Origin of the sequence: Micromonospora aurantiaca ATCC 27029, assembly GCF_000145235.1 — a bacterium.
GTDB lineage: Bacteria > Actinomycetota > Actinomycetes > Mycobacteriales > Micromonosporaceae > Micromonospora > Micromonospora aurantiaca.
The window spans coordinates 5,663,070-5,685,382 of the sequence record NC_014391.1; the positions used below are offsets into that span (position 1 = coordinate 5,663,070).

Annotated in this window: 18 protein-coding genes; 7 read left to right on the forward strand and 11 right to left on the reverse strand. The window is 74.7% G+C overall.

Annotated features, from left to right (window positions below; genetic code table 11):
• Positions 1-35 precede the first annotated feature (35 nt).
• Positions 36-1,679, forward strand: coding sequence for a glycoside hydrolase family 13 protein (locus MICAU_RS25170; RefSeq protein ID WP_013288167.1), 1,644 nt, complete (start codon positions 36-38; stop codon positions 1,677-1,679).
• Between the two features lie 58 nt (positions 1,680-1,737).
• On the opposite strand, the gene MICAU_RS25175 is transcribed toward MICAU_RS25170, so the two are convergent.
• The 3 genes from MICAU_RS25175 to xylA all read right to left on the reverse strand — a co-directional run bounded on the left by MICAU_RS25175 (position 1,738) and on the right by xylA (position 5,922).
• On the reverse strand, positions 1,738-3,171 hold the full coding sequence (locus MICAU_RS25175) for an MFS transporter (RefSeq protein WP_013288168.1): 1,434 nt from the start codon (positions 3,169-3,171) through the stop codon (positions 1,738-1,740).
• A 109-nt stretch (positions 3,172-3,280) separates the two neighbouring features.
• Positions 3,281-4,723, reverse strand: a complete 1,443-nt coding sequence (gene xylB / locus MICAU_RS25180; protein ID WP_013288169.1) for a xylulokinase — start codon at positions 4,721-4,723, stop codon at positions 3,281-3,283.
• Positions 4,724-4,734: 11 nt separating this feature from the next.
• A complete protein-coding gene (gene xylA, locus MICAU_RS25185; RefSeq protein WP_013288170.1) occupies positions 4,735-5,922 on the reverse strand; it encodes a xylose isomerase in 1,188 nt (395 codons plus the stop codon).
• Between the two features lie 53 nt (positions 5,923-5,975).
• Between xylA and MICAU_RS25190 the strand changes: the two genes are divergently transcribed.
• The 3 genes from MICAU_RS25190 (at position 5,976) to MICAU_RS25200 (ending at position 10,064) form a co-directional block, all read left to right on the forward strand.
• The gene (locus MICAU_RS25190; protein WP_013288171.1) at positions 5,976-7,235 is read left to right on the forward strand and encodes an ROK family protein; all 1,260 of its coding nucleotides are present in this window, start codon (positions 5,976-5,978) and stop codon (positions 7,233-7,235) included.
• A gap of 133 nt (positions 7,236-7,368) precedes the next feature.
• Complete coding sequence (locus MICAU_RS25195) at positions 7,369-9,036, forward strand: PP2C family protein-serine/threonine phosphatase (protein WP_030271342.1); 1,668 nt, start codon at positions 7,369-7,371, stop codon at positions 9,034-9,036.
• On the forward strand, positions 9,033-10,064 hold the full coding sequence (locus MICAU_RS25200) for a cobalamin B12-binding domain-containing protein (RefSeq protein WP_013288173.1): 1,032 nt from the start codon (positions 9,033-9,035) through the stop codon (positions 10,062-10,064). Before MICAU_RS25195 ends, MICAU_RS25200 begins: the two co-directional genes overlap by 4 nt.
• A 1-nt stretch (position 10,065) precedes the next feature.
• On the opposite strand, the gene MICAU_RS25205 is transcribed toward MICAU_RS25200, so the two are convergent.
• Positions 10,066-10,581 carry a MarR family winged helix-turn-helix transcriptional regulator gene (locus MICAU_RS25205; protein WP_013288174.1) on the reverse strand — a complete coding sequence of 172 codons (516 nt, stop codon included), beginning with the start codon at positions 10,579-10,581 and terminating at the stop codon, positions 10,066-10,068.
• Positions 10,582-10,675: 94 nt separating this feature from the next.
• On the opposite strand from MICAU_RS25205, the gene MICAU_RS25210 reads away from it, so the two are divergent.
• On the forward strand, positions 10,676-11,806 hold the full coding sequence (locus MICAU_RS25210; protein ID WP_013288175.1) for a PP2C family protein-serine/threonine phosphatase: 1,131 nt from the start codon (positions 10,676-10,678) through the stop codon (positions 11,804-11,806).
• 10 nt (positions 11,807-11,816) lie between these two features.
• Here MICAU_RS25210 and MICAU_RS25215 read toward each other — a convergent pair whose 3' ends face one another.
• From MICAU_RS25215 to MICAU_RS25245, 7 genes are all read right to left on the reverse strand, one after another.
• Positions 11,817-13,298, reverse strand: a complete 1,482-nt coding sequence (locus tag MICAU_RS25215) for a sugar transferase (protein WP_013288176.1) — start codon at positions 13,296-13,298, stop codon at positions 11,817-11,819.
• A 212-nt stretch (positions 13,299-13,510) separates the two neighbouring features.
• Positions 13,511-15,265 carry a substrate-binding domain-containing protein gene (locus tag MICAU_RS25220; protein WP_049794844.1) on the reverse strand — a complete coding sequence of 585 codons (1,755 nt, stop codon included), beginning with the start codon at positions 15,263-15,265 and terminating at the stop codon, positions 13,511-13,513.
• 177 nt (positions 15,266-15,442) lie between these two features.
• A complete protein-coding gene (locus MICAU_RS25225) occupies positions 15,443-16,477 on the reverse strand; it encodes a lactonase family protein (RefSeq protein ID WP_174361738.1) in 1,035 nt (344 codons plus the stop codon).
• A 101-nt stretch (positions 16,478-16,578) separates the two neighbouring features.
• Positions 16,579-17,181, reverse strand: coding sequence for a GTP-binding protein (locus MICAU_RS25230; RefSeq protein ID WP_013288179.1), 603 nt, complete (start codon positions 17,179-17,181; stop codon positions 16,579-16,581).
• Positions 17,162-17,551, reverse strand: a complete 390-nt coding sequence (locus MICAU_RS25235; protein ID WP_013288180.1) for a DUF742 domain-containing protein — start codon at positions 17,549-17,551, stop codon at positions 17,162-17,164. Before MICAU_RS25235 ends, MICAU_RS25230 begins: the two co-directional genes overlap by 20 nt.
• On the reverse strand, positions 17,541-17,963 hold the full coding sequence (locus MICAU_RS25240; RefSeq protein ID WP_013288181.1) for a roadblock/LC7 domain-containing protein: 423 nt from the start codon (positions 17,961-17,963) through the stop codon (positions 17,541-17,543). The genes MICAU_RS25235 and MICAU_RS25240 overlap by 11 nt, the downstream gene beginning before the upstream one ends.
• A complete protein-coding gene (locus MICAU_RS25245; RefSeq protein ID WP_013288182.1) occupies positions 17,963-20,311 on the reverse strand; it encodes a sensor histidine kinase in 2,349 nt (782 codons plus the stop codon). Before MICAU_RS25245 ends, MICAU_RS25240 begins: the two co-directional genes overlap by 1 nt.
• Positions 20,312-20,614: 303 nt before the next feature.
• On the opposite strand from MICAU_RS25245, the gene MICAU_RS25250 reads away from it, so the two are divergent.
• The gene (locus MICAU_RS25250; protein ID WP_013288183.1) at positions 20,615-21,214 is read left to right on the forward strand and encodes a hypothetical protein; all 600 of its coding nucleotides are present in this window, start codon (positions 20,615-20,617) and stop codon (positions 21,212-21,214) included.
• Between the two features lie 13 nt (positions 21,215-21,227).
• The gene (locus MICAU_RS25255) at positions 21,228-22,295 is read left to right on the forward strand and encodes a hypothetical protein (protein WP_013288184.1); all 1,068 of its coding nucleotides are present in this window, start codon (positions 21,228-21,230) and stop codon (positions 22,293-22,295) included.
• Positions 22,296-22,313 lie beyond the last annotated feature (18 nt).

Genomic DNA, 22,313 nt, shown 5'->3' on the forward strand with positions numbered 1-22,313 from the left:
CGCTCGTCCCGCACCACCCAGACAGGAGTAAGGCGCTGAACACCGACGCGACGCAGCAGGCCCCGGGCACCGGCTGGTGGACCGAGGCGGTCATCTACCAGGTCTACCCGCGCTCGTTCGCCGACTCCGACGGCGACGGGATCGGCGACCTGCCGGGCATCACGTCCCGGCTCGACCACCTCGCCGAGCTGGGAGTCGACGCGCTCTGGCTGTCCCCGTTCTACCCGTCCCCGCAGGCCGACGCCGGGTACGACGTGTCCGACTACCGCGACGTCGACCCGCTGTTCGGCACGCTCGCCGACGCCGACAAGCTGATCGCCGAGGCGAAGGCCCGCGGGCTGCGGGTGATCGTCGACCTGGTGCCCAACCACACCTCCTCCGCGCACCGCTGGTTCACCGCGGCAGTCGCCGCCGCGCCGGGCAGCCCGGAACGGCAGCGCTACGTCATCCGCGACGGCAGGGGCCCGGACGGCGCCGAGGCGCCGAACGACTGGGTGAGCGTGTTCGGCGGCCCCGCCTGGACCCGGCTGCCCGACGGGCAGTGGTACCTGCACCTGTTCGACTCCGGCCAGCCCGACCTCAACTGGGACAACCCGGAGGTGCGCGAGGAGTTCCTCGACGTGCTGCGCTTCTGGCTGGACCGGGGCGTGGACGGCTTCCGGGTGGACGTGGCGCACGGCCTGATCAAGCAGGCCGACCTGGCCGACTGGCAGGAGCCGCAGGAGATCCTCTCCGGCAGCGAGGTGGACAAGCCGCGCCCGCCGATGTGGGACCAGGACGGCGTGCACGAGATCTACCGGGAGTGGCGGCGGGTGCTCGACTCGTACCCCGGTGAGCGGATCCTGGTCGCCGAGGCGTGGGTGGAGCCGGCCGAGCGCCTGGCCCGGTACGTGCGCCCGGACGAGATGCACCAGGCCTTCAACTTCGAGTACCTGCTGGCCGCGTGGACCGCGCCGGCCCAGTACGCGGTGATCACCCGCTCGCTGGAGGCCACCGACTCCGTCGGCGCGCCCACCACCTGGGTGCTGTCCAACCACGACGTGGTGCGGCACGCCTCCCGGCTCGGGCTCGGCACCGCCGGCGGCCGGGCCAACGGCGTCGGCGTGGACGACCCGCAGCCGGACGCCGCGCTGGGCCTGCGCCGGGCCCGGGCGGCCAGCCTGCTGATGCTCGCGCTGCCCGGCTCCGCCTACCTCTACCAGGGTGAGGAACTGGGGCTGCCGGAGCACACCACGCTGCCCGACGAGGCCCGCCAGGACCCGACCTGGAAGCGCAGCGGGCACACCGAGCGCGGCCGGGACGGCTGCCGGGTGCCGATCCCGTGGGAGGCCGACGCCCCGTCGTACGGCTTCGGGCCGACCGACGCGAGCTGGCTGCCCCAGCCGCCGGTGTGGGCCGAGTACGCGCTGGACCGGCAGCGCGGCGTGCCCGGCTCGACGTACGAGCTGTACCGGACCGCGCTGCGGCTGCGCCGCGAGCACGCGCTGGCCCGGGGCCCGCTGCGGTTCCTGACCTCCGGCGACGAGGTGCTCACGTTCACCAACGGCGACCTCACCGTGCTGACCAACTTCGGTGCCGACCCGGCGCCGTTGCCGGCCGGCGCGCAGGTGCTGGTGTCGAGCGCGCCGCTGGACACCGCCGCGGTCCCCACGGACGTCACGGTCTGGTTCCGGGTGTAAGGAAGGGCCCCTTCTTAACGCCTCCGGTAGAGCAGGGGCCCCTTCTTAACACTCACCGTTAAGAAGGGGCCCTTCCTTCCTCCAGGCGGTCGGCGCGAGCGTGCAGCAGGTCGTGCACCTGCGCGATGTCCCGCGGCGACGTACGCGCGGCCAGCCAGTACATGATCCCGGTCGGGATGAAAAAGAGCTGGAACGCGGCCAGCCCGACCGCGTAGTTCAGCGGCGGCGGGAAGGCCGCCCGCAGCCCGGCGAACGCCACGCCGACCAGCCCGTTGCCCGCCGCCCGGCCCACGCCGTTGACCAGGTTGCCCAGGCTGTAGACGGTGCCCCGGTGCTCGGGCGGGTTGACGTCGGCGATCAGGGCGAACCAGTTCGGCGAGTTCGCCGACGTCAGCGCCAGCGCCACCACGGCGGTGAGCAGGCTCAGCCCCACCGACGGCTCGGTCAGCACGCTTGCGAGCACTGCCGTCACCACCGCGCCGGAACCGGCGCCGTCGGGCACGTCGATGCGGATCGGCACGAAGAACAGGACCAGGTAGAACGGCAGCGCCGCGAGGATGCCGACGGCCGCGACCATGGCCCGGCCGCTCGGCGTACGCCGTTGCAGCGCGTCACCCACCAGACCGCCCACGATGGACAGCACGCCGCCGAGCTGGAACAGGGTGGCGAAGACGCTGCCCACCACCACGGCTGTGGCCGGTGAGTAGCCCTGCGCCTCGGCCCGCTGGCTGAACAGCACCGGCAGCCATACCAGCGAGCCGAACGCGGCCTGGGCGGTCAGCCCCTGCATGATCAGCCAGCGGTTGGTCCGGCGGGCCAGGATCCGGGGCAGGTCGGCACGGCTGATCCGGTAGTCGTACTCGTTCCCGGCGTCGATCGCCCCGGCCAGCTCCGGTTCGCTCTGCCCGCGCCGGATGTCGTAGGTGAACAGGTACGCCACTGTGGCGGCCAGGCCCACGCCGGTCAGCAGCAGGAACGGCCGCCGCCAGTCGGTAGCGCCGAGCACGCCGCCGAGCAGCGTCCCGGCCAGCGTGCCGACGCCCTGGGACAGCCCCCAGAAGCTCATCACCAGGCCCCGGCGGCGCGGTGAGATCAGGTCCGTGACCACCGAGAAGCCGACCGAGCCCACCGCGCCGAGCCCGACCGCGCCGACGAACTGCGCGACCAGGAACGTCGCGTACCCCCCGGCGAGCGCGCTGCCCGCGGTGCCGGCCGCCCAGAGCAGCGTGCCGACCATGAGCAGCGGCTTGCGGTTGGTGCGGTCCCCCACGTAGGCCCAGGCCACCGCCGCCACCGCGCTGACCAGGAAGCTGACGGCGGTGACCAGGCCGAGCATCCGCTGGGGTACGTCGAGGGCGGTGGAGATCGGCCCGTACAGCGGGGGCACCAGGCCGATCGCCACGTTGTCCAGCGAGGCGAGCACCACGAAGACCACGACGCTGTAGAACCGGTGTGCCGTGTTCCCGCGCCGGGAGATCCTCGTGCCCTTCATGCAGGGCAGCCAATCAGGTGCGGGCCGGATCCGGGACACCGCCCCCGGCCGGCGCGCGTGTTAAGAAGGGGCCCCTCCTCTACCGCAGGCGTTAAGAAGGGGCCCTTCCTTACCCCCGGGCGTGGGCGTAGCGCTCGCGGATGGCGGGCACCGCCTCGCCGGTGTACTCCTCGGTGTCGCCGATCGACCAGGCGGGCGGGGTGTCGCCGCCGAGCGCCACCCAGGCGGCCTGCCGGGCCGCGCCGTCGGCCACGTACTCGCCCGGCGGCGGCACCACCACCGGGCGGCCGAAGACCTGCGGCGCGATCCGGCGCACCGCCTCGGACCGGGCGCCGCCGCCGACCAGGATGATCCGGTCGGCGCGGGCACCCTGTGCGATGAGCGCGTCCAGGCCGTCGGCCAGCCCGCAGAGCATGCCCTCCACCGCCGCCCGGGCCAGGTGCGCCGGGGTCGAGGTGCGCAGCGTCAGGCCCTTCAGCTCGCCGGTGGCGTGCGGCCGGTCCGGCGTCCGCTCCCCTTCCAGGTACGGCACCAGCACCAGCCCGTCCGCGCCGGGCGGGGCGGACAGGGCCAGCTCGCCGAGCCGGTCGAGGTCGACGCCGAGCAGCGTCGCGGCGGCGTCCAGCACCCGGGCGGCGTTGAGCGTGCACACGAGCGGCAGGTACCGGCCGGTGGCGTCGGCGAACCCGGCAACCGCGCCGGTGGAGTCGGCGGCCGGCGTGTCCGCCACCGCGAAGACGGTGCCGGAGGTGCCGATCGAGACGACCACGTCGCCCGGAGCGGCCCCGGCGCCGAGCGCCGCGGCGGCGTTGTCCCCGGTCCCCGGCCCGAGGAGCACCGGGCCTCCGGACGGACCGGCCGCGCCGGACGCCGCGCCGCCGCCGAACACGGCCGGGTCGAGGTGCCCGGCCACCTCGGCGGGGCCGAGCACGACCGGCACCTTCGGGCGCCGGCCGAAGGCCCGCTCCAGCAGGTCCAGCCGGTACTCGCCGGTACGCGGCGACCAGTAGCCGGTGCCGCTGGCGTCGCCCCGGTCGGTACGCAGCGCGTCCAGCCCGGGCGCGCCTGCGAGCCGCCAGGTGAGCCAGTCGTGCGGCAGGCAGACGGCGGCGACCCGGTCGGCGTTGTCCGGCTCGTGCCGGGCCAGCCAGCGCAGCTTCGTCGCGGTGAAGCTGGCCACCGGCACCGCGCCGGTCGCCTCGGCCCAGAACCGGCGGCCGGTCTCCCCGCCGCCGGCCTCCTCGACCAGTTCCCGGGCCGCGTCGGCGGAGCGGGTGTCGTTCCACAGCAGCGCCGGGCGGACCACCTCACCGGAGGTGTCCAGGCAGACCATGCCGTGCTGCTGGCCGCCGACCGAGACGGCGGCCACGTCGCCCAGGCCACCGGCCTCGGCGACCGCCGCCTGCAGGGCCTCCCACCAGGCGTACGGGTCGACCTCGGTGCCGGGCGGGTGCGGCGCGCGGCCCTGCCGGACCAGCGCGCCGGTCTCCGCGTCCCGGACGACCACCTTGCAGGACTGGGTCGACGAGTCGACCCCCGCGACGAGCGGCATGGCGGGCCGCCTCAGCGCGCGCCGAGCACGTGCTCGACGGCGAGCTGGTTGAGCCGGACGAAGCCGAAGCCCTTCGCCCCGGCGGCCTCCGGGTCGAACTCCTCGAACGCGGTCCGGTCGGCCAGCAGCTCGCGGTAGCCCTCACCGGGGTTGAGCGTCGGGGTGGCCAGCTCGGCCACCCGGGCGGCGGCGAGCGCCTCGACCACCTCCGGGTCGGCGCGGAACGCCGCGGCCCGCTCCTTGAGCAGCAGGTACGTCCGCATGTTCGCCTCGGCGGAGGCCCACACGCCGGTCATGTCCTCGGTGCGGGACGGCTTGTAGTCGAAGTGGCGCGGGCCGTCGTAGGCCGGGCCGCCGTTCGGGCCGCCGTGCTCCAGCAGGTCGACCAGGGCGAACGCGTTGAGCAGGTCGCCGTGGCCGAAGACCAGGTCCTGGTCGTACTTGATGCCGCGCTGGCCGTTGAGGTCGATGTGGAACAGCTTGCCCTGCCAGAGCGCCTGGGCGATGCCGTGGGCGAAGTTCAGCCCGGCCATCTGCTCGTGCCCGACCTCCGGGTTGAGCCCGACCATCTCCGGGCGGGCCAGCGTGGAGATGAACCCGAGCGCGTGGCCGACCGTGGGCAGCAGGATGTCGCCGCGCGGCTCGTTCGGCTTGGGCTCCAGGGCGAAGCGCAGGTCGTAGCCGTTGTCGACGACGTACTCGCAGAGCAGGTCGACGGCTTCGCGGTAGCGGTCCAGCGCGGCCTGGACGTCCTTCGCGACGTCGTACTCGGCGCCCTCCCGGCCGCCCCACATGACGAACGTCTTCGCGCCCATCTCGGCGGCCAGGTCGATGTTGCGCAGCACCTTGCGCAGCGCGTACCGGCGGACGTCGCGGTCGTTGCTGGTGAAGCCGCCGTCCTTGAACACCGGGTGGTTGAACAGGTTGGTGGTGACCATCGGCACGACCAGGCCGGTCTCGTCGAGGGCCTTGCGGAAGCGGCTCAGCCGGGCGTCGCGGGTGGCGGCGTCCGCGCCGAACGGGACCAGGTCGTCGTCGTGGAAGGTGATGCCGTACGCGCCCAGCTCGGCGAGCCGGTGCACCGCCTCGACGGCGTCCAGCTCGGGCCGGGTGGCGTCACCGAACGGGTCACGGGCCGGCCAGCCCACCGTCCAGAGACCGAAGGAGAACTTGTCCGCGGGGGTGGGGCGGGGTGCCATGGCAGACCTCCAGGTGGTGGTGTCGTCCGCGATTTGTTCAGCGGTTGAATTAAATGGCGGCGATGTGGCAGTGTCAAGAGGTGACAAGCGCCAGCACCGCCGGGGCGGTCCGGCAGGGCAGCCTGCGCGAGTTGAACCTCGCAGTGGTGCTGCGGCGGATCGCCGCCGCCGACCGGCCGCCCTCGCGCGCCGGGATCGCCGCCGACACCGGCCTGACCCGGGCCACCGTCTCCGCCGTCGTGGACGACCTGATCGCCGGCCGGCTGGTCGCCGAGGCGGAGCCGGAGCCGCGTACCGGTGCGGGCCGTCCCGCCCGGGGCCTGGTGCTCGCCTCCGACGGCCCGGCCGGGCTCGGCCTGGAGGTGAACGTCGACTACCTGGCGGCCTGCGTCGTCGACCTGACCGGCACGGTCCGGCACCACCTGGTCCGCCGCGCCGACCTGCGCCCGGTCTCCCCCGCCGACGCGCTCGCCCGGCTCGCCGCGCTCGCCGCCGAGGCGCGCGCTGCCGCCGTACGCGACGGGCTGACCTTGGCCGGCGCGGCGCTCGCCGTGCCGGGCCTGGTGGGCGACGGCGGCCTGGTCCGGCTCGCGCCGAACCTGGGCTGGCGGGACGTGGACGTGCCGGCGCTGCTGGCCGGGCACCCGCTGGCCGAGCCGGTCGACGGGGTGCCGCCGCTGGTGGTCGACAACGAGGCGAACCTGGCCGCGCTCGGCGAGCTGTACGCCGGCCCGCCCGGCCCGCGCAGCTTCCTGCACGTCACCGGCGAGATCGGCATCGGCGCCGGGATCGTGCTCGACGGCGCGCTCTACCGGGGCGCGCGCGGCTGGAGCGGAGAGATCGGTCACTTCCCGGTGCAGCCGCAGGGGCGGCCGTGCCGCTGCGGCGGCCAGGGCTGCCTGGAGCGGTACGCGGGCCAGGAGGCGATCCTGGCCGCCGCCGGGCTGCCCGGCGCGGAACTGCCGGCTGATACCGCCGCCACCCGGCTCGCCGACCTGGCCGAGGCCGGTGACCCGGCCACGCTGACCGCCCTGACCGACGCCGGCACCGCCCTCGGGGTGGCGGTGGCGGGCGTGGTGAACCTGCTGGATCTGGACACGGTGGTGCTCGGGGGCGGATACGCCCGGCTCGCGCCCTGGCTGCGGCCGACTGTGGAGGCGGAGGTCTCCCGCCGGGTGCTCACCGCCGGGTGGGCGCCGGTCACTGTGCGGCCGGCCGTGCTCGGCGCGCAGTCCGCGGCGGTCGGCGGCGCCGGGTCGGTGGTCCGCCGGATCGTCGACCGGCCGGTGGGCTGGCTGGCCCGGACCACCTGACCCGGGATGATCCTCGACGGGCATTCCGTGCCTGCGCTCGGTACGCTTGCCGCCGGGCAACAAGTCCGCCGAGCGAGGGGTGCACCGACAGCATGCGCAGGGGTCGACCGACCGAAGCGCCCGGCCACCGGAGGTGACCGCCGCGCGCCGGGGCGGTGTCGCGGGGCCGGTCAGCGGCGGTGGACACGCCTCGCGGAGACGGCCCCGGCGGGTTGCCGAGGCCGCGCTACCGGCTGACGACCGTCTGGCCCGGGAGCTGCTGGACGGGCTCGCCGAGGCCGTCGTGACGGTCGACCACGCAGGCGTGGTGACGCTCGTCAACGCGATGGCCGCCGACCTGCTCCCCGAGGTGGCGCCCGGCGTCGACCTGGCCGCGTGCCGGGTACCGGCGCTGGCCGACGCGGCCGCCGCCGGATCGGACGCGTTCGAGACCGAACACCACGGCCGGCGGCTGCGCGGCCTGCGGCGTCCCCTTGCCGACGACCGCAGCGCCTGGTACGTGCGGGACGTCACCGAGGAACACGCGCGCACCGACGCGCTGCTGGCCGAACGGTCGCGCACCGCGTTCCTCGCCGAGGCGGGCAGCCGGCTCGGGCTGTCCCTGCACCGCGAGCAGACGCTGCGTACCGCCGTGACGCTGCCGGTGCCCTACCTGGCCGACGCGGCAGTCGTGGTGCACCGCCCGCCTCCGCCCGCCGAGGACCAGCCGCACTGGATCCGGTACGCCACCGGCGATCCCGGCCCGGTCACCGGCCTGGCCGGCTGGCACACGGTGGAGTCCGTCCCCGGCCTGGTCGAGGCGCTCGAAGGCGACCTCACCGAACCGAGTCCCTGGCTGGACGCCGAGCTGGCCGACCTGGCCGAGGTGCTGCCCGCCGGGTTCGGCCGCCCGGGCACCGTGTTGATCAGCCCGATGCCCAGCGCGGGCGGTCCGGCCGGCGCGCTGGTGCTGGCCCGCCGCCGGGAGCGGCCCGGTTTCGACAAGCGGGAGATCGGCCTGGCCCGGGAGTTCGCCGGCCGGGCCGGTGCCGCGCTGGCCGCAGCCGAGCTGTACGGCGAGCAGGCGCACCTGGCCCGGGTGCTCCAGAACAGCCTGCTCCCGCCGGCGCTGCCCCGCCTGCCCGGGATGACGCTCGCCGGCGGTTACCGCGCCGCCGGGGACAGCCTGCGCATCGGCGGCGACTTCTACGACCTGTTCCCCACCGGCGACGGCGGCCTGTTCGCGCTCGGCGACGTCTGCGGCAAGGGCGTCGGTGCGGCCGTGCTGACCGGCCGGGTCCGCCAGTCACTGCAGACCCTGCGCCTGGTCGAGCAGCGTCCCCGGGAACTGCTGGAGCTGCTCAACCGGGCGCTGCTGGACGCTCCCGACGCGGCCCGCCGGGCCCAGTTCACCACGCTCCTGCTCGGCGCGCTGCGCCGTGAGCCGGACGGCGGGCTGCTGATCCGGGTGGCGGGTGGCGGGCACCCCGCTCCGCTCGTCGTCCGTGCCGGCGGCGGCGTCGAGACGATCCGGGTCGGCGGCATGCCGGTGGGCGCGCTCACCGACGCCCGGTTCGCCGACGCAGAGGTCCGGCTGGCCCCGGGTGACCTGCTGCTGGCGTACACCGACGGGGTGACCGAGGCCCGGGGCGGCCCGACCGAGCCGGCCATGTTCGGCGACGCCCGGTTGCGTCAGGCGCTCGCCACCGGCACCGGGCTTCCGCCCGCCGCGCTCGTGGACCGGGTGCTCCAGCTCGTCGACGAGTGGCTGGACGGGCAACCCCACGACGACATCGCCATGCTCGCCGTGGCGGCCGGGTGACACCACCGCCGCCCGACCGCCCCACCCCCGCGGCCGGGCGCCGGATCGGGCCGGAGACGCTCGCCGCGTACCTCGACCACCTGGACGCCGCCGACCGGTCCGGCGCTGTGGCGCTGGCGCGCGGCCTGCTGGCGGACGGCTTCTCGGTCGCGGACGTCCTGGTCGACCTGGTCGCGGTGGCGCAGCGGGAGGTCGGTCGGCGCTGGCTCACCGGCTCGTGGAGCGTCGCCCAGGAGCACGCCGCCACTCACGTCAGCGAGCAGGTGGTGGACGCGCTGGGCGCGACGGTCGGCCCACCGCGACGCGGGCACGTGGTGATGGCCTGCGTGGAGGGCGAGTGGCACGCGCTGGCCGCCCGCATCGTCACCGAGGTGGTCCGGGCGGCCGGCTGGCGGGTGACGTTCCTCGGTGCCAGCGTGCCGGCCCGGCATCTGGTCTCGTACCTGCACCAGACCGGCCCGGACGCGGTGCTGCTGAGCTGCGTGCAGCCGAACCGGCTGGTCCGGGCGGCGCGGATGGTGGAGGCCAGCCGCGCGGCCGGTGTGCCGGTGCTCGCCGGTGGTCCCGGCTTCGGCCCGGACGGCCGGTGGGCCACCGCGATCGGCGCGGCGGGCTGGGGCGCCAGCGCCCGGGACGCGGTGGCGCTGCTGGAACGGCCGTTGTCGGCCGCGCACACCGGGTCGCCGCCGCCCCCGCCCGACGACGCGTACGTGGCGGTACTGCACCGGCGGCGTGAGCTGGTCGGGCTCGCGCTCGCCGCGGTGGACCCGCCGCAGGAGAGCGCCGAGGAGGTCGCCGCCGGCATCGCGCACCTGGTGGACGCGCTGATCGCGGCCGTGCGGGTGGACGACGACCGGCTGCTGCGCGACTTCGTCGGGTGGCAGGAGGAGGCGCTGACCTCCCGGGGCGGCCGGGCGCTGCTGGACGAGGTGCTCGGCACGCTGGAACGGGCGCTCACCGAGCATCCCCGGGTGGCGGCCCGGCTGCGGGCCGCCCGCGAAGCCGCGCCGGACGGCCGTTCAGGCTGAGTCAGGCGGTACGGGCCACCGGCGGCTCACCGGACGGCCGGGCGGGGTCGCCGATCCGTTCCCCGGACGGTTGCAGCATCGGCCAGCCCTCCGCCACCGGGGCCTCGCCTCGCCGGCCCACCTCGTCGAACTCGCGCATGCCGCGTACCAGCGCGGCCCGGCCCTCCGGGCTCATCCCGGCGAGGATCCGCTCCAGCCGGTGCCGCCGGTCGGCACGCAGCTCGGCGAGGAGCCGGAGGGCGGCGGGCGTGAGGTGCAGCGAGATCTCCCGCCGGTCGTAGCGGCCCGGCTCGCGTTCCAGCATCCCGGCCGCGACGAGCCGGTCGCACAGCCGGCTGGCGGAGGAGAGCAACATGTCGGTGAGGGTGGCGAGCCGGCGGAGGTTGATGCCGTCATACTGCTCGACGACCATGATCGCGCGTAGCTGGGCACTCGACAGCCGGCTGGTGGTGCGCTCCCGGGCCGCCTCCCAGACGGCGAGCAAGGTGCCTGCCGCCTCGTCCAGTGCGGCGGACATACTCGTTTCAGGTTCCCGGGGACTGCGCTCTTCGGTCATGGTGGCCCGAGACTACTCCCCGGATCTGCCCGGCGACCTGTGCAAAGGAGCAAAGATGAGCGGAGCGGAGGGCCGCGCGCGCCGGGTCCTGACCGAGGCGCCGACGGATCTCATCGTGGACCGGCTCGCCGCCGAGCTGGCGCGCACGTACGGCGTCGCCCGCACCGAGCTGTACCAGGTCGACTACCGGCTCGCCGAGCTGCTGCCGCTGGATGACGGCCCGTCGGTCACCGGCCCCGGCCACCCGGCCTGGCGCGCCTTCGACCACCAGGAGCCGGTGATCGCCGACGGCGTCGGCTGGTTCCCGGTGGGCATGCGCGGCGAACGCCGGGGCGTGCTGAAGGTCTCGCCGGTACCCGCCGACCCGCACGCCCGCCGGGAGCTGGACACCATCGCCACTGTGCTCGGGCACGAGCTGAGCGCGGTCACGGCGACCACCGACATCTACCGCACCGCCCGGCGCAGCCGGCGGCTCACGCTGGCCGCCGAGATGCAGTGGGAGCTGCTGCCCGGGCGCAGCCGGATCCGGCCGTCGTTCAGCCTGGCCGGGCAGTTGGAGCCGGCGTACGCGGTGCGCGGGGACAGCTTCGACTGGTCCGACGACGGTCACCGGCTCTGGCTGGCGGTGCTGAACGGCTACGGCGAGGGGGTTGCGGCGGCGCTGCTCGCCTCGCTGGCCACGTACGCGCTGCGCAACGCGCGCCGGGCCGGGCTCGACCTGGCCGACCAGGCGGCGCTGGCCGACCAGGCGATCTACGCCCAGCACCGGGGCGAACAGCACGTCTCCGTGCTCCTGATCGAGCTGGACCTGGCCACCGGCGAGATGACTGTGGTCGACGCCGGTTCGCCGCGGCTGCTGCGGCTGCGGGCCGGTGAGGTGACCGAGCAGGAGCTGGACAAGCAGTTCCCGCTCGGCATGTTCGAGGGCACCGACTACCGCCCGCAGCGGTTCCGGCTGGAGCGCGAGGACCGGCTCTTCGTGGTCAGCGACGGCGTGATCGACGCCACCACCGAGCAGGTGCGCTACGGCGAGGTGGCGCTGGACCGGTTCCTGCGCCGGACCGGCCCGATGGAGCCGCTGGACGCGGTCCGGTCGCTGATCGGCGACCTGCGGGCCTTCGTCGCCGGTGACCTGGTGGACGACGCGGTGGTGGTCTGCCTGGACTGGCTCGGGCCGCAGCCCTGACCCGCCCCCCTCAGTACGCGCCGCGGCTGTTGAGCACCGCGCCGAACGTCTTCCAGAGGATGGTCAGGTCCGCGGCCAGCGACCAGTTCTCCACGTAGTAGAGGTCCAGCCGGATGCCGTCCTCCCAGCTCAGGTCCGACCGGCCGCTGACCTGCCAGAGGCCGGTCATGCCGGGCTTGACCAGCAGCCGGCGTGCCACGTCGCCGTCGTAGCGGGCAACCTCGGACGGCAGCGGCGGGCGCGGACCGACCAGGCTCATCTGGCCGAGCAGCACGTTGGCGAGCTGGGGCAGCTCGTCCAGCGACCACTTGCGCAGCAGCCGGCCGACCCGGGTGACGCGCGGGTCGTCGCGCATCTTGAACATCAGGCCGTCGGTCTCGTTGCGCGCGGCCAGCTCGGCGAGCAGGGCGTCGGCGTTGACCACCATGGTGCGGAACTTGAAGACGCCGAACTCCTCGCCGCCCTGGCCGACCCGGGTCTGCCGGAACAGCACCGGGCCGCGGCTGTCGATCTTGATAGCCAGCGCGATCACGATCAGCAGCGGCGCCAGGACGAGCAGGGCGATCAGCGAGAGGGACCGGTCGACGAAGCCCTTGACCAGCTTGCGGGCGCCGCGGAACTCGGGCGCCTCGACGTGGATCAGCGGCAGGCCGGCGACCGGACGGGTGTGGATGCGGGGGCCGGCCACGTCGGTGAGCGCCGGCGCCACCACCAGGTCGACGCCGGTGCCCTCCAGCTGCCAGCCGAGGCGGCGCAACCGGGTCGCGGTCAGCTCGCCCGAGGCGGTGACCGCCACCGTGTCGGCGCCGATCGCGGTGGCGGCCTCCGGGATGCCCCGGAAGCTGCCAACCACCGGCACGTCGCCCAGCCGCTGCGGCACCGGGGCGAGCAGCGCGTCCGGGATGCACGCGCCGACCACCTGGTAGCCGGCGTACGGCTCCCGGCGCAGCGTGTGCACCAGCTCCAGCACGTGCGCGGTGTCGCCCACCACGAGCACCTTGCGGGACCAGCCGGCGCCCCGGTCGCGGGCCCGGTGCAGCCGCTTGCGGGCCGCAAACCGCGCCACCTCCAGGCCGATCGTGCCGACCGCGAAGGAGATGGCCAGGAAACCCCGGGAGACGCCGACGTCGGCGATGTACCCGGCGATGGCGATGCCGCCGGCGAGTCGCATGCTGGCCGCGCTGACCCGGCGGTACTCGTCGGCGCCGTAGCCGAGCACCTGGTCGTCGTAGCAGCGCATCGCCTTGAGCGAGACGAGCCAGACCAGCAGGAGCGCCGGGGCGACCACCACGTACGGGATCTCGGACCCGGTCGGTTCCTCGTCGCCGAACCGGGCCAGGTAACCGACCAGGATGGCCACGGCGAGCACGGCGGTGTCCAGCACCACCAGGACCCGGATGTAGGCCCGCTCCGCGGCTCGTGTCGTCTTGCCGGGGCGTTCACCACCGGGTCGCGACGACGTGGCAGGGGTCAACAGCGTCGCCGAGGTCACCGGCCCTCCCCACTTCGCTCAGGACCGCCCCGTCGCCGCCCGGCTCCGGTGTGGAGCCCGCGGTCGAGGCACCCGGTCATCATGCCTGGACAATTATGGTTACCGATTGATTCGGACGCATTACCGTCAGTTCTCATCCCGTGTCTTGACCCGGGAAGCCTTCCGCCGTACCGGATTTCCGGTACGGCGGAAGAGTAGCGCTGAGCTTCAGGTCAGCGGGGGGCGGGCGGCCGCAGCGCGATCGCCCGGAGGAAGATCTCGCCGATCTTGCTGGGGTCGGTGGTGACGAAGGCGCCACCGCCGGTGACCTTGGTGATCGACTCCAGCTCGGCCCGGTTCACCTCGGTGCCGATGCCGATGATGATGACCTGGACCGGCTGCTCGTCGTCCTTCAGCTTGTTCAGCTGGTCCAGCAGCGCCTTCTGCGAGATGCCGTCGTCGTCCTCGTTCTTGCCGTCGGTGAACAGCACGATCGAGTTGACCTTGCCCGGCTCCCAGTCCTGCTGCACCTTCTTGTACGCCGCGAGCATGGTGTCGTACAGGCCGGTGTTGCCGCTGGAGGGCTTGATCGAGGCCAGGCCGCGCTGGAGCGAGCCCCGGTTGCTGGACAGAGGCTTTATTCCGACCAGCTCGCTCCAGTCCTGCGAGCCCTGGAGGTTGGTGGAGAACGTCCAGAGGCCGATCGACCAGGAGTCGTCGAACAGCCCGAGGCCCTGGCTCGCGGCGGCGACTGTGACCTGCTCCCGGCTCGCGCCGTTGGCGGTCGCGACCGGCTTCTTCATCGAGCCGGACACGTCGATGACGCAGAGCATCCGGCCCGACTGGGTGGCCACCGACCAGGTCGTGGTCGCGGTCGAGATGGCACCCGGGTCGAGGTCGGCCGCGCCGCCCTGGCCCGACGGCGGCACCTGGCTCGCGCCGCCGTTGGCCGGGCTCGGTGCGCCGGTCGGCGCCTGGAAACCCCGGCCCCAGTTGCCGTCCGGCGCGCGCAGCGCCTGCGAGGCGAGCCGGTCCTTGAAGCCCGGCGTACGCAGGACCTCGAAGAGGACCCGGGCGGCGGACGCCTTGGTCGGCTCGATGCCGGGCAGCACCGCGAACGGGTAGTCCAGCGGGATCGGCGCCGGCTCCAGGTAGAGCGCGGCGAGCCGGATCGGCGGCTTGGTGCTGTTGTAGGCGATCACGTCCTCCTCGGACAGCGCCGCCGCCCCCAGCCCGTTGGCGATCGCCGTCGGGTCGGACGAGCGCGGGAACCGCGCGAGGAGGTCCTGCCGCAGCGAGGAACGGTTGGTCGCCAGCGCCCGCAGTGCGCCGACCATCGCCTCCTGCGCCTTCGGCGAGCCGGACTCGCCGGTGGAGCTGGCCGCGGCGGTCAGCGACAGCAGGCCGGACAGGCCGGCCGCGTCCTGGGTCGGCTCGACGATCCCGGCCCGCAGCGGCTTGCTGGCGGTGACCTGGGTCAGCAGGTCGGACCAGCGGAGCTTCTTGTCCGGCCACCCTATGCGCGAGGCCACCGGCTCGGGCAGCGCCACCACGACCGGGCTACGGGCGATCGAGGCGCCGTTGGTCGGCGCGAACGCGCTGGCCCCGCCGCTCTTGAGCCGGACCAGCCAGGTCGACGAGTCCGGCACCCAGACGTCGGGGGTGACAGCGGTGCCGCTGGCCTGCCCGACGCCGGCGAGCGTGGCGCCGTGCTTGCTCGCCACCGCGGCGGCCACCTCGACCGACTCGGACGAGGAGACGTTCACCGCGATGCAGGTCCCGCCCACCGCCGCACCGTCGGCGACCCACTGGTCGGCGGCGGCGCGCACCGCGGGGGCGATCTCCGGGGCGGTCGCCACCGACAGCTCGATCCGGCCCGAACAGTTCGGGCCGGCCAGCTGCTGGTAGCCGAACCAGGAGCCGGCTACGACGGCGACCAGGGCGGCCGCCACGGCGGCGGCACCTGCTCCGCGGAGGTGAGAACGCATGCGATGGCGGCCAGACACGGTGACCATCTTGCGTACCTCGTGGGGTTACCACCACAACCGTTCGGACGAAAGTTACGCAGCAGAAACAGTTGATCAGCTAACTCATACGCTAAGTTACTGGTCAGTCATTTATGGTGATGTCAATCCACTTCGGACCGCCAATTGGTAACCGTCCGGTCACGGTAGGACGCACGTCGGGCTCGCCACCGGCACCGGCTCCCCCACCGGCTCGGGCACCCCGCCGTCCGGATCGACCCGGAAGATCCTGATCATGTCGGCCCGCTCGTCGGCCACGTACAGGTGCTCACCGGCGAACGCGAAGTGCCGCGGCCACTCACCGCCGGTGTCGACCTCGGCCACCAGCTCCGGCGCGGCGCCGTCCAGCGCGAAGACAGCGATCGTGCCCACGCCGCGGTTGCCCACGTAGAGGAAACGCCCGCCCGGCCCGACGGCCACCTCGGAGGGCTGGACGTGGCCGGTCCGGCCGCTGGCGTCGACACGCGTCGACTGACGCGGCCCGTCCGGCGTCAGCTCGTACGCGGTGACAGTGGCGTCCAGCTCACCGACGAGCCAGCAACGCCGCCCGTCCGGGTGCCGGGCGAGGTGCCGGGGACCGGTCCCGGGCGCCGTCCGCAGCCGGGGCTCCCGCTCGGCCAGCCGGCCGGTGGACGCGTCGACGTCGTACCGGTAGACGGAGTCGGTGCCCAGGTCGACCGCGAGCAGCCCACCCCCGGCCGGGTCGGGCGAGACCATGTGGCAGTGCGCGTGCTCCTGCCGCTGCGGGTCGGCGCCGTGCCCGGAGTGCCGGACCAGGTCGGTGCGCTCCCCCGGCACGCCGTCGGCGTCCAGGCCGAACACCGCCACGCTGCCGCCGCCGTAGTTCGCCACGAACAGGTGCCGCCCGTCCGGGGCGACCGCCAGGTGGCACGGCTCCGCGCCACCTGTCTCGCGGACGCCCAGCGGCGTGAGATCGCCGTCCGGGGCGAGCCGGAACGCGCTCACCAGCCCGTCGGGCAGCTCGTTGCACCCGTACAGCACCGGCAGCGCCGGATGCCGCACCAGGAACGACGGCGACGGGGTGACCGCCACGACGCCCAGCGGGGTCAGTTCCCCGGTCGCCCGGTCCCGCCGGGCCGCCACGACGCCCTCGGCCCGCCCACCCGTCTCCGCCGTGTAGCCGCCGATGTGGACGATCTCGTCCTGCCCGGTCACCGCTCCCACCTCTCGTCGGTCCTGACTGCGATCCAACCAGAGGCTTCCCGGTGACGCGCCCGGTCAGTCCTGCCAGACCCGACGGATCGGGCGTCGAGGGCTCAGCCCACCGGCACCGGCTCGCCGCGCTGCCGCGCCACGTGCTCGACGAGCGAGATCAGCACCAGCTTGCCCGACTGCCGGTCCCGGGCGTCGCAGAGCACGAGCGGGACGTCCGGGTCGAGGTCCAGGGCGTCGCGGACCGCCTCCAGGCCGAACCGGCGGGAGCCCTCGAAGCAGTTGACGCCCACCACGAACGGGATGCCCCGCTGCTCGAAGTAGTCGATCGAGGGGAAGCAGTCGGCCAGCCGCCGGGTGTCGGCGAGCACCACCGCGCCGAGCGCGCCGAACGCCAGCTCGTCCCAGAGGAACCAGAACCGGTCCTGGCCCGGGGTGCCGAACAGGTAGACCTGGAGGTCGTCGTTGATGGTGATCCGGCCGAAGTCCATCGCCACCGTCGTCGTCGACTTCTGCTCGACCCCGGAGACGTCGTCGGTGCCGAGCCCGGCCCCGGTCAGGACCTCCTCGGTCTGCAACGGCCGGACCTCACTCAACGCGCTGACCAGCGTCGTCTTTCCGGCGCCGAAGCCACCGGCGATGAGGATCTTCAAAGCCAGCGGCACTCGCGGCGCCCCCGGCTCCCGGTCATAGCGCACGGAGTCCACTGACCACCGCCTTGAGGATGTTGTCGTCGGGCAGGTACGCGGTGGCCGGTGGCCGGTGCACCGCGACGAGCCCATGGGCGAGAAGGTCGCCGAGCAGCACCCGGACCACGCCCACGGCGAGGTCCAGGTCGGCGGCGAGGTCGGCCACGGCCTTCGGCCGCCGGGCCAGCTCGATCAGGCGGCGGTGCTCCGGCTGCAGACCGGGCGTGCCGGCCGGGTCCGCGTCAGAAGTGGCGAGCACGAACGCCAGCAGGTCGAAGCCGTCGACGGGTGGGCGCACCCGGCCGCCGGTGAGCGTGTACGGACGCACCACCGGCCCGGCGTCGGCGTCCAGCCACTCGTGCTGCGGCCCCGGCGACTCAGCGCGCATCGGTCCGCTCCCCCGCCACCCGGCTCGGCGCGGCCAGGTTCTCCCCGACCCGGATGACGAGCATCGCCATCTCGTACGCCACCAGGCCGATGTCGGCGTCGGCGTCGCTGGCCACCGCCAGGCAGGCGCCCTGCCCGGCGGCGGTCACGAACAGGTAGGCCGACTCCATCTCCACCACCGTCTGGCGGACCGCGCCGCCGCCCAGGTGCCGGGTGGCGCCCTTGGCCAGCCCGGAGAAGCCGGACGCCAGCGCGCAGAGGTGTTCCGCGTCGGTGCGGTCCTGGTCGGTGGAGGCGCCGAGCAGGAGCCCGTCCGCCGAGAGCACCACCGCCTGGCGGGCGGCGGGGACACGCTCCACCAGGTCGTCGAGCAGCCAGTCGAGATCGGCGTTCTGCCGCGTCGTGTGCACCACTAGGCGTCCCTCTCAGTCGCGGTTCGTTGGTCCGGCGCCGGCGGGGCGGGCTGAACGGCTGGCCCCGCGGTGGTGGACGGCGTACCGGTGTCGCGCGGTTCGGTGGTGGGGGTGGTCGGATCGGTTCCGGCGGCGCGCGAGCCGTCCCGGCGTCCCCGCGCGGTGCCGGCCTGCAACGCGGACATGGCCCGGCGGGCCTCCTCCGGGGTGCGGTGGGCCGGGGTGTCGGCGACCGCCGCGCGGGGTCGCGCGGTCGCGCCGCGGCGCCGGATCCGACGAGGCAGGCCGTCGCCGTCGGCGGGTGGCTCCACAGTCGAGGCGCGGGCCGACTGCAACGGGACGACTGTGTTCTCCGACCGGTCCCGGCCCGGCCGGGCCGGCCGCCCCGGCCGGGGCACAGTGGTCAGCCGGGTCACCTTGGCCAGGCGCCGCCGTTCCGGCCCGGCGGAGGCGTCCGCGCCCACCGGCGGCTCGTCGGTGATCAGTTCCGACGGTACGAACACCGCGGCGACGATCCCGGCCGGGCGGGACGGCCGCAGCTCCACCCGTACGCCGTGCCGGGCGGCCAGGCGGGCCACCACGAACAGCCCGAGCCGGGCACTGCCGGCCGGGTCGAACTCCGGCGGCTCGGCCAGCTTGCGGTTGGCCTCGGCCAGGGCCGGCGCGGACATGCCCAGCCCCCGGTCGGTGATCTCGATGGTGTAGCCGCCCGGGACGCTCCGGCCGCTGACGTCCACCCGGGTGCCGGGCGGGGAGAACGTGGTCGCGTTCTCGATCAGCTCGGCGAGCAGGTGGATCACGTCGCCGACGGCCCGGCCCAGCACCCCGGCCGGCGCCACCTCGCCCACGTCGACCCGGTCGTACGCCTCGACCTCGGAGATCGCGCCGCGCATCACGTCGACAGCCGCGACCGGGCGGCGCCAGCCCCGTCCGGGCGCGGCACCGGCGAGGATGACCAGGTCCTCGGCGTGCCGCCGCAGCCGTGTCGCCAGGTGGTCGACCTGGAACAGCCCGGCCAGCTCGTCCGGGTCCTCGGTCCGCCGTTCCAGCCGGTCCAGCAGCGCCAGCTGCCGGTGCACCAGCCCCTGGCTGCGCCGGGCGAGGTTGAGGATCACCTCGTTGAAGCCCCGGCGCAGCGTGACCTCGTCGACGGCGGCGCGGACAGCGGTCCGGCGCACCTCGTTGAAGGCGCGCGCCACCTGGCCGATCTCGTCGCCGCCGTGGTCCAGCTCGGGCGCCTCCCGGGCCACGTCGACCTCCTCGCCCCGGCGCAGCCGGGCGACCACGTCGGGCAGCCGGCGTTCGGCCACCTCGGTCGCGGCGGCGCGTACGCCGGTCAGCCGCTGCGCCAGCGACCGGCCGACCCGCAGCGCCACCAGCACGCACACCACGATCGCGATCAGGCCCAGCACACCGGCGGCGGCGAGCTGCACGAGGATCCGGGTGGCCATCGGCACCGACCGCTCGGCCAGGGCGTCCGCGCCGCGCAGCTCGAAGTCGCGCAGGCTCTGCCAGACCTCGGCGTGACCGGTGTCCCACGCCCGCATGTCGAACCGGGCGGGCAGCGCGGACGAGCGGATCAGGCTGTCCTGGAGCGCGCGCAGCTTGAGGAACCCGGCACCCTCGGTCATCCGCTGGTACGCGGTCCGCTCCCCCGGCGGCAGGTCGGCGACCGCGATCTCGGCCAGGAAACGCTGGTTCTCGACTGTGCGTACCAGTTGCTCGTGCTCGCCCTCGGCGTACCGGCCCGCGGTGACGGCGCCGGCCAGCAGCGCGTCGGCCTGGCCGAGCAGTTCCCGGGACCGGCCCAGAGCGGTCAGCGCCGTCGCCTCCCGGTTGAGCTGCGCGTCGGGCAGCGCGGCCATCGCGCCGAACGCCTGGAACGCCGAGCCGATCATGCCGCTGTAGAGCCCGACGGCGCCGGCCCGGTCGACCTTCCGGTCGTCGATGAAGGCGCGCCCGGCGGGCAGCGCGTCGAGCGCCGAGACCAGTTGGTCGAGCCGGTTGTCGAGCTGGGCGTCGGCGACGTCGCGCAGGTCCCCGCCGTCGACCTTGCGGCGCAGCTCGACGATCGCGTCGTCGGTGCGTACCCGCTGCTCGGTCAGCTCGGGGAGGGCGCGGTCACCGGCGAGCTGGACCACCGACAGCCGCCGCTCCCGTTGCAGCTCGGCCACCACGGCCTCGCCGGGACGGCCCAGATCGTAGAGGAGGGTACGCGCGGAGAGCAGGTCGAGCGCGGGCCCGAAGGTGAGCGTGGTGGCGAAGATCCACAACGCCAGCAGCCCGGTCACCGGGCCGATGACCAGCGCGGTCAGCTTGGCGCGGATCGGCCAGTCACGGGTGTTCAATCAGACCTCGCCCGGGAAGGTGTCGCTCGGTGGCGCCGGCAGCGGCCGTCACGTTCGCCGGCCACGACGCCGGGCCCCGGCCCGGACGCCTTGGGCAGGATACGTAATCCGGGGCGGATGCACTACCGGCCGTCTCGGCTCTCGCTACGGTCCGAGACGGGCAGGAGGGCCTCAGTCGGACATCGGCCCGGCACCGGACGGCGGTCGCGACATCGCGCCTTTTCCCGGCCGGGGCGGAAAGTACGGCACAACGGGATTGGCGATCACCCGCGCGAGGGAATACCAGCGTGCGAAGGAGGAGCCATGTCGTCCACCCAGGTAGTCGTCATAGTCATCGTCGTCGCCGTCATCGCCGCGCTCGTCGCGGTCGCCGTGGTCGCCAGCCGCCGCCGGGCGCTGCGCGAGCGCTTCGGCCCCGAGTACGACCGGGTCGTCGCCGAGCAGGACAGCCGCAGCGCCGCCGAGCGTGAGCTGCGGGAACGCGAGCGCCGGCACGCCGAGCTGGAGCTGACCCCGCTGAGCCCGGAGTCCCGGGCCCGCTACGCCGCCGCCTGGGAGGAACTCCAGGTGCGCTTTGTCGACTCCCCCGCGGAGACCGTCGGCGAGGCCGACGAGCTGGTGAGCCGCCTGATCGCCGAGCGCGGATACCCCACCGGGGACTTCTCGGACCAGATCGCCCACCTCTCCGTCGAGCACGCCCGCACCCTCACCCACTACCGCGACGCCCACGAGATCCGGCAGCGCAACGAGCGCGGTGAGGCCGGCACCGAGGACCTCCGGCAGGCGCTCGTGCACTACCGGGCCCTCTTCGCCGACCTGCTCGGCGAGGAGCCGGTGCCCACGTCCACGCAGCAGCCGGAGCAGCGCCACCCCGACCACGACCACGACGTCCCGAGCCGCTGAGGAGGCCGCCGCCATGCGCCAGGAGGAACAGCAGGTCACGCAGGACCACCCCGAGGCCGTCCGGTCCGCACCGGTGCCGGTGCCGCAGCCGGGTGAGCACACCGACGCCGGCCGGCGCGACGCCGACCGGGCCGACGTACCCGAGGACGCACTGGACGACCGGGGCACCTTCGACGACCCGGCGGTCGCCGACGAGCGGCGCGACGCCGAGGTCGACGAGACCCGCGCCTACGACGCCGGGGAGCTGCGCGACGCGGCCGACCGGACCGACGACGACGGGCGGGCCCCGTACCACGAGCCGGCGCCGCTGCCGACGGCGTTCGGGGCGGCCACGGTGGGCGACGCGGTCGCCGCCTCGGCCCTGGCGGGCGGTCGCCCGCAGGACGAGCGCGACGCGCGCGACGAGGACACCGCGGCGCCGGGCGACGGCGCGCCGGGACGTACCGACCCGCTGGACGACGAGCGGGCCGACCCGACGGCCGGGGACCGCCTGCACGACCGCGACCGCTGGGACGCCGAGCACACCGACGGCGACGGCCGGGACGACCGAACCGGCGACGACGTGGCCCGGGACGACCGCGTGGTCGACGGCGTCCGCCGGGACGACGCGGTCGCCGACGGCGCGGTCGGGTACGGCAGCGCCGAGCCCGGCCTGGTCGACCCGGACGCCGAGGCCGTCCCCGCGGCCGACGGCGCCGACCGGCGGCACGACCGGGTGGACACCGACACCGCCACCGCGGCGGCGGGCGCGGCAGCCGCCGGCGCGGCGCTGTCCGGCGCGGAGCGGCCCACGCCCGGCGCGGTACCCGCCGACGCGGCGACGCTGTTCGCGCCGGAGGCCGCGCAGGGTTTCCGGGATCGCTGGCGCGACGTGCAGCTCCGCTTCGTGGACGACCCGCGCGCCGCGGTCGGCGAGGCGGAGTCGCTGGTCGAGGAGGCGATCGAGGCGCTCTCCACCGCCCTGCGGGAGCAGCGCACCCGGCTCGGCGCCTGGCAGGAGTCCGGCTCCACCGACACCGAGCAGCTCCGGGTGGCCGTACGCGGCTACCGCGACTTCCTGGACCGCGTGCTGGGCCGCTGAGAAACCGCCACGAAGCCC

Coding starts and splice junctions, on each gene's coding strand:
- MICAU_RS25175 (WP_013288168.1), bottom strand. CDS start 3,171: ATGAAGGGCACGAGGATCTCCCGGCGCGGGAACACGGCACACCGGTTC.
- xylB (WP_013288169.1), bottom strand. CDS start 4,723: ATGCCGCTCGTCGCGGGGGTCGACTCGTCGACCCAGTCCTGCAAGGTG.
- xylA (WP_013288170.1), bottom strand. CDS start 5,922: ATGGCACCCCGCCCCACCCCCGCGGACAAGTTCTCCTTCGGTCTCTGG.
- MICAU_RS25190 (WP_013288171.1), top strand. CDS start 5,976: ATGGCGGCGATGTGGCAGTGTCAAGAGGTGACAAGCGCCAGCACCGCC.
- MICAU_RS25205 (WP_013288174.1), bottom strand. CDS start 10,581: ATGTCCGCCGCACTGGACGAGGCGGCAGGCACCTTGCTCGCCGTCTGG.
- MICAU_RS25210 (WP_013288175.1), top strand. CDS start 10,676: ATGAGCGGAGCGGAGGGCCGCGCGCGCCGGGTCCTGACCGAGGCGCCG.
- MICAU_RS25220 (WP_049794844.1), bottom strand. CDS start 15,265: ATGCGTTCTCACCTCCGCGGAGCAGGTGCCGCCGCCGTGGCGGCCGCC.
- MICAU_RS25235 (WP_013288180.1), bottom strand. CDS start 17,551: ATGCGCGCTGAGTCGCCGGGGCCGCAGCACGAGTGGCTGGACGCCGAC.
- MICAU_RS25250 (WP_013288183.1), top strand. CDS start 20,615: ATGTCGTCCACCCAGGTAGTCGTCATAGTCATCGTCGTCGCCGTCATC.
- MICAU_RS25255 (WP_013288184.1), top strand. CDS start 21,228: ATGCGCCAGGAGGAACAGCAGGTCACGCAGGACCACCCCGAGGCCGTC.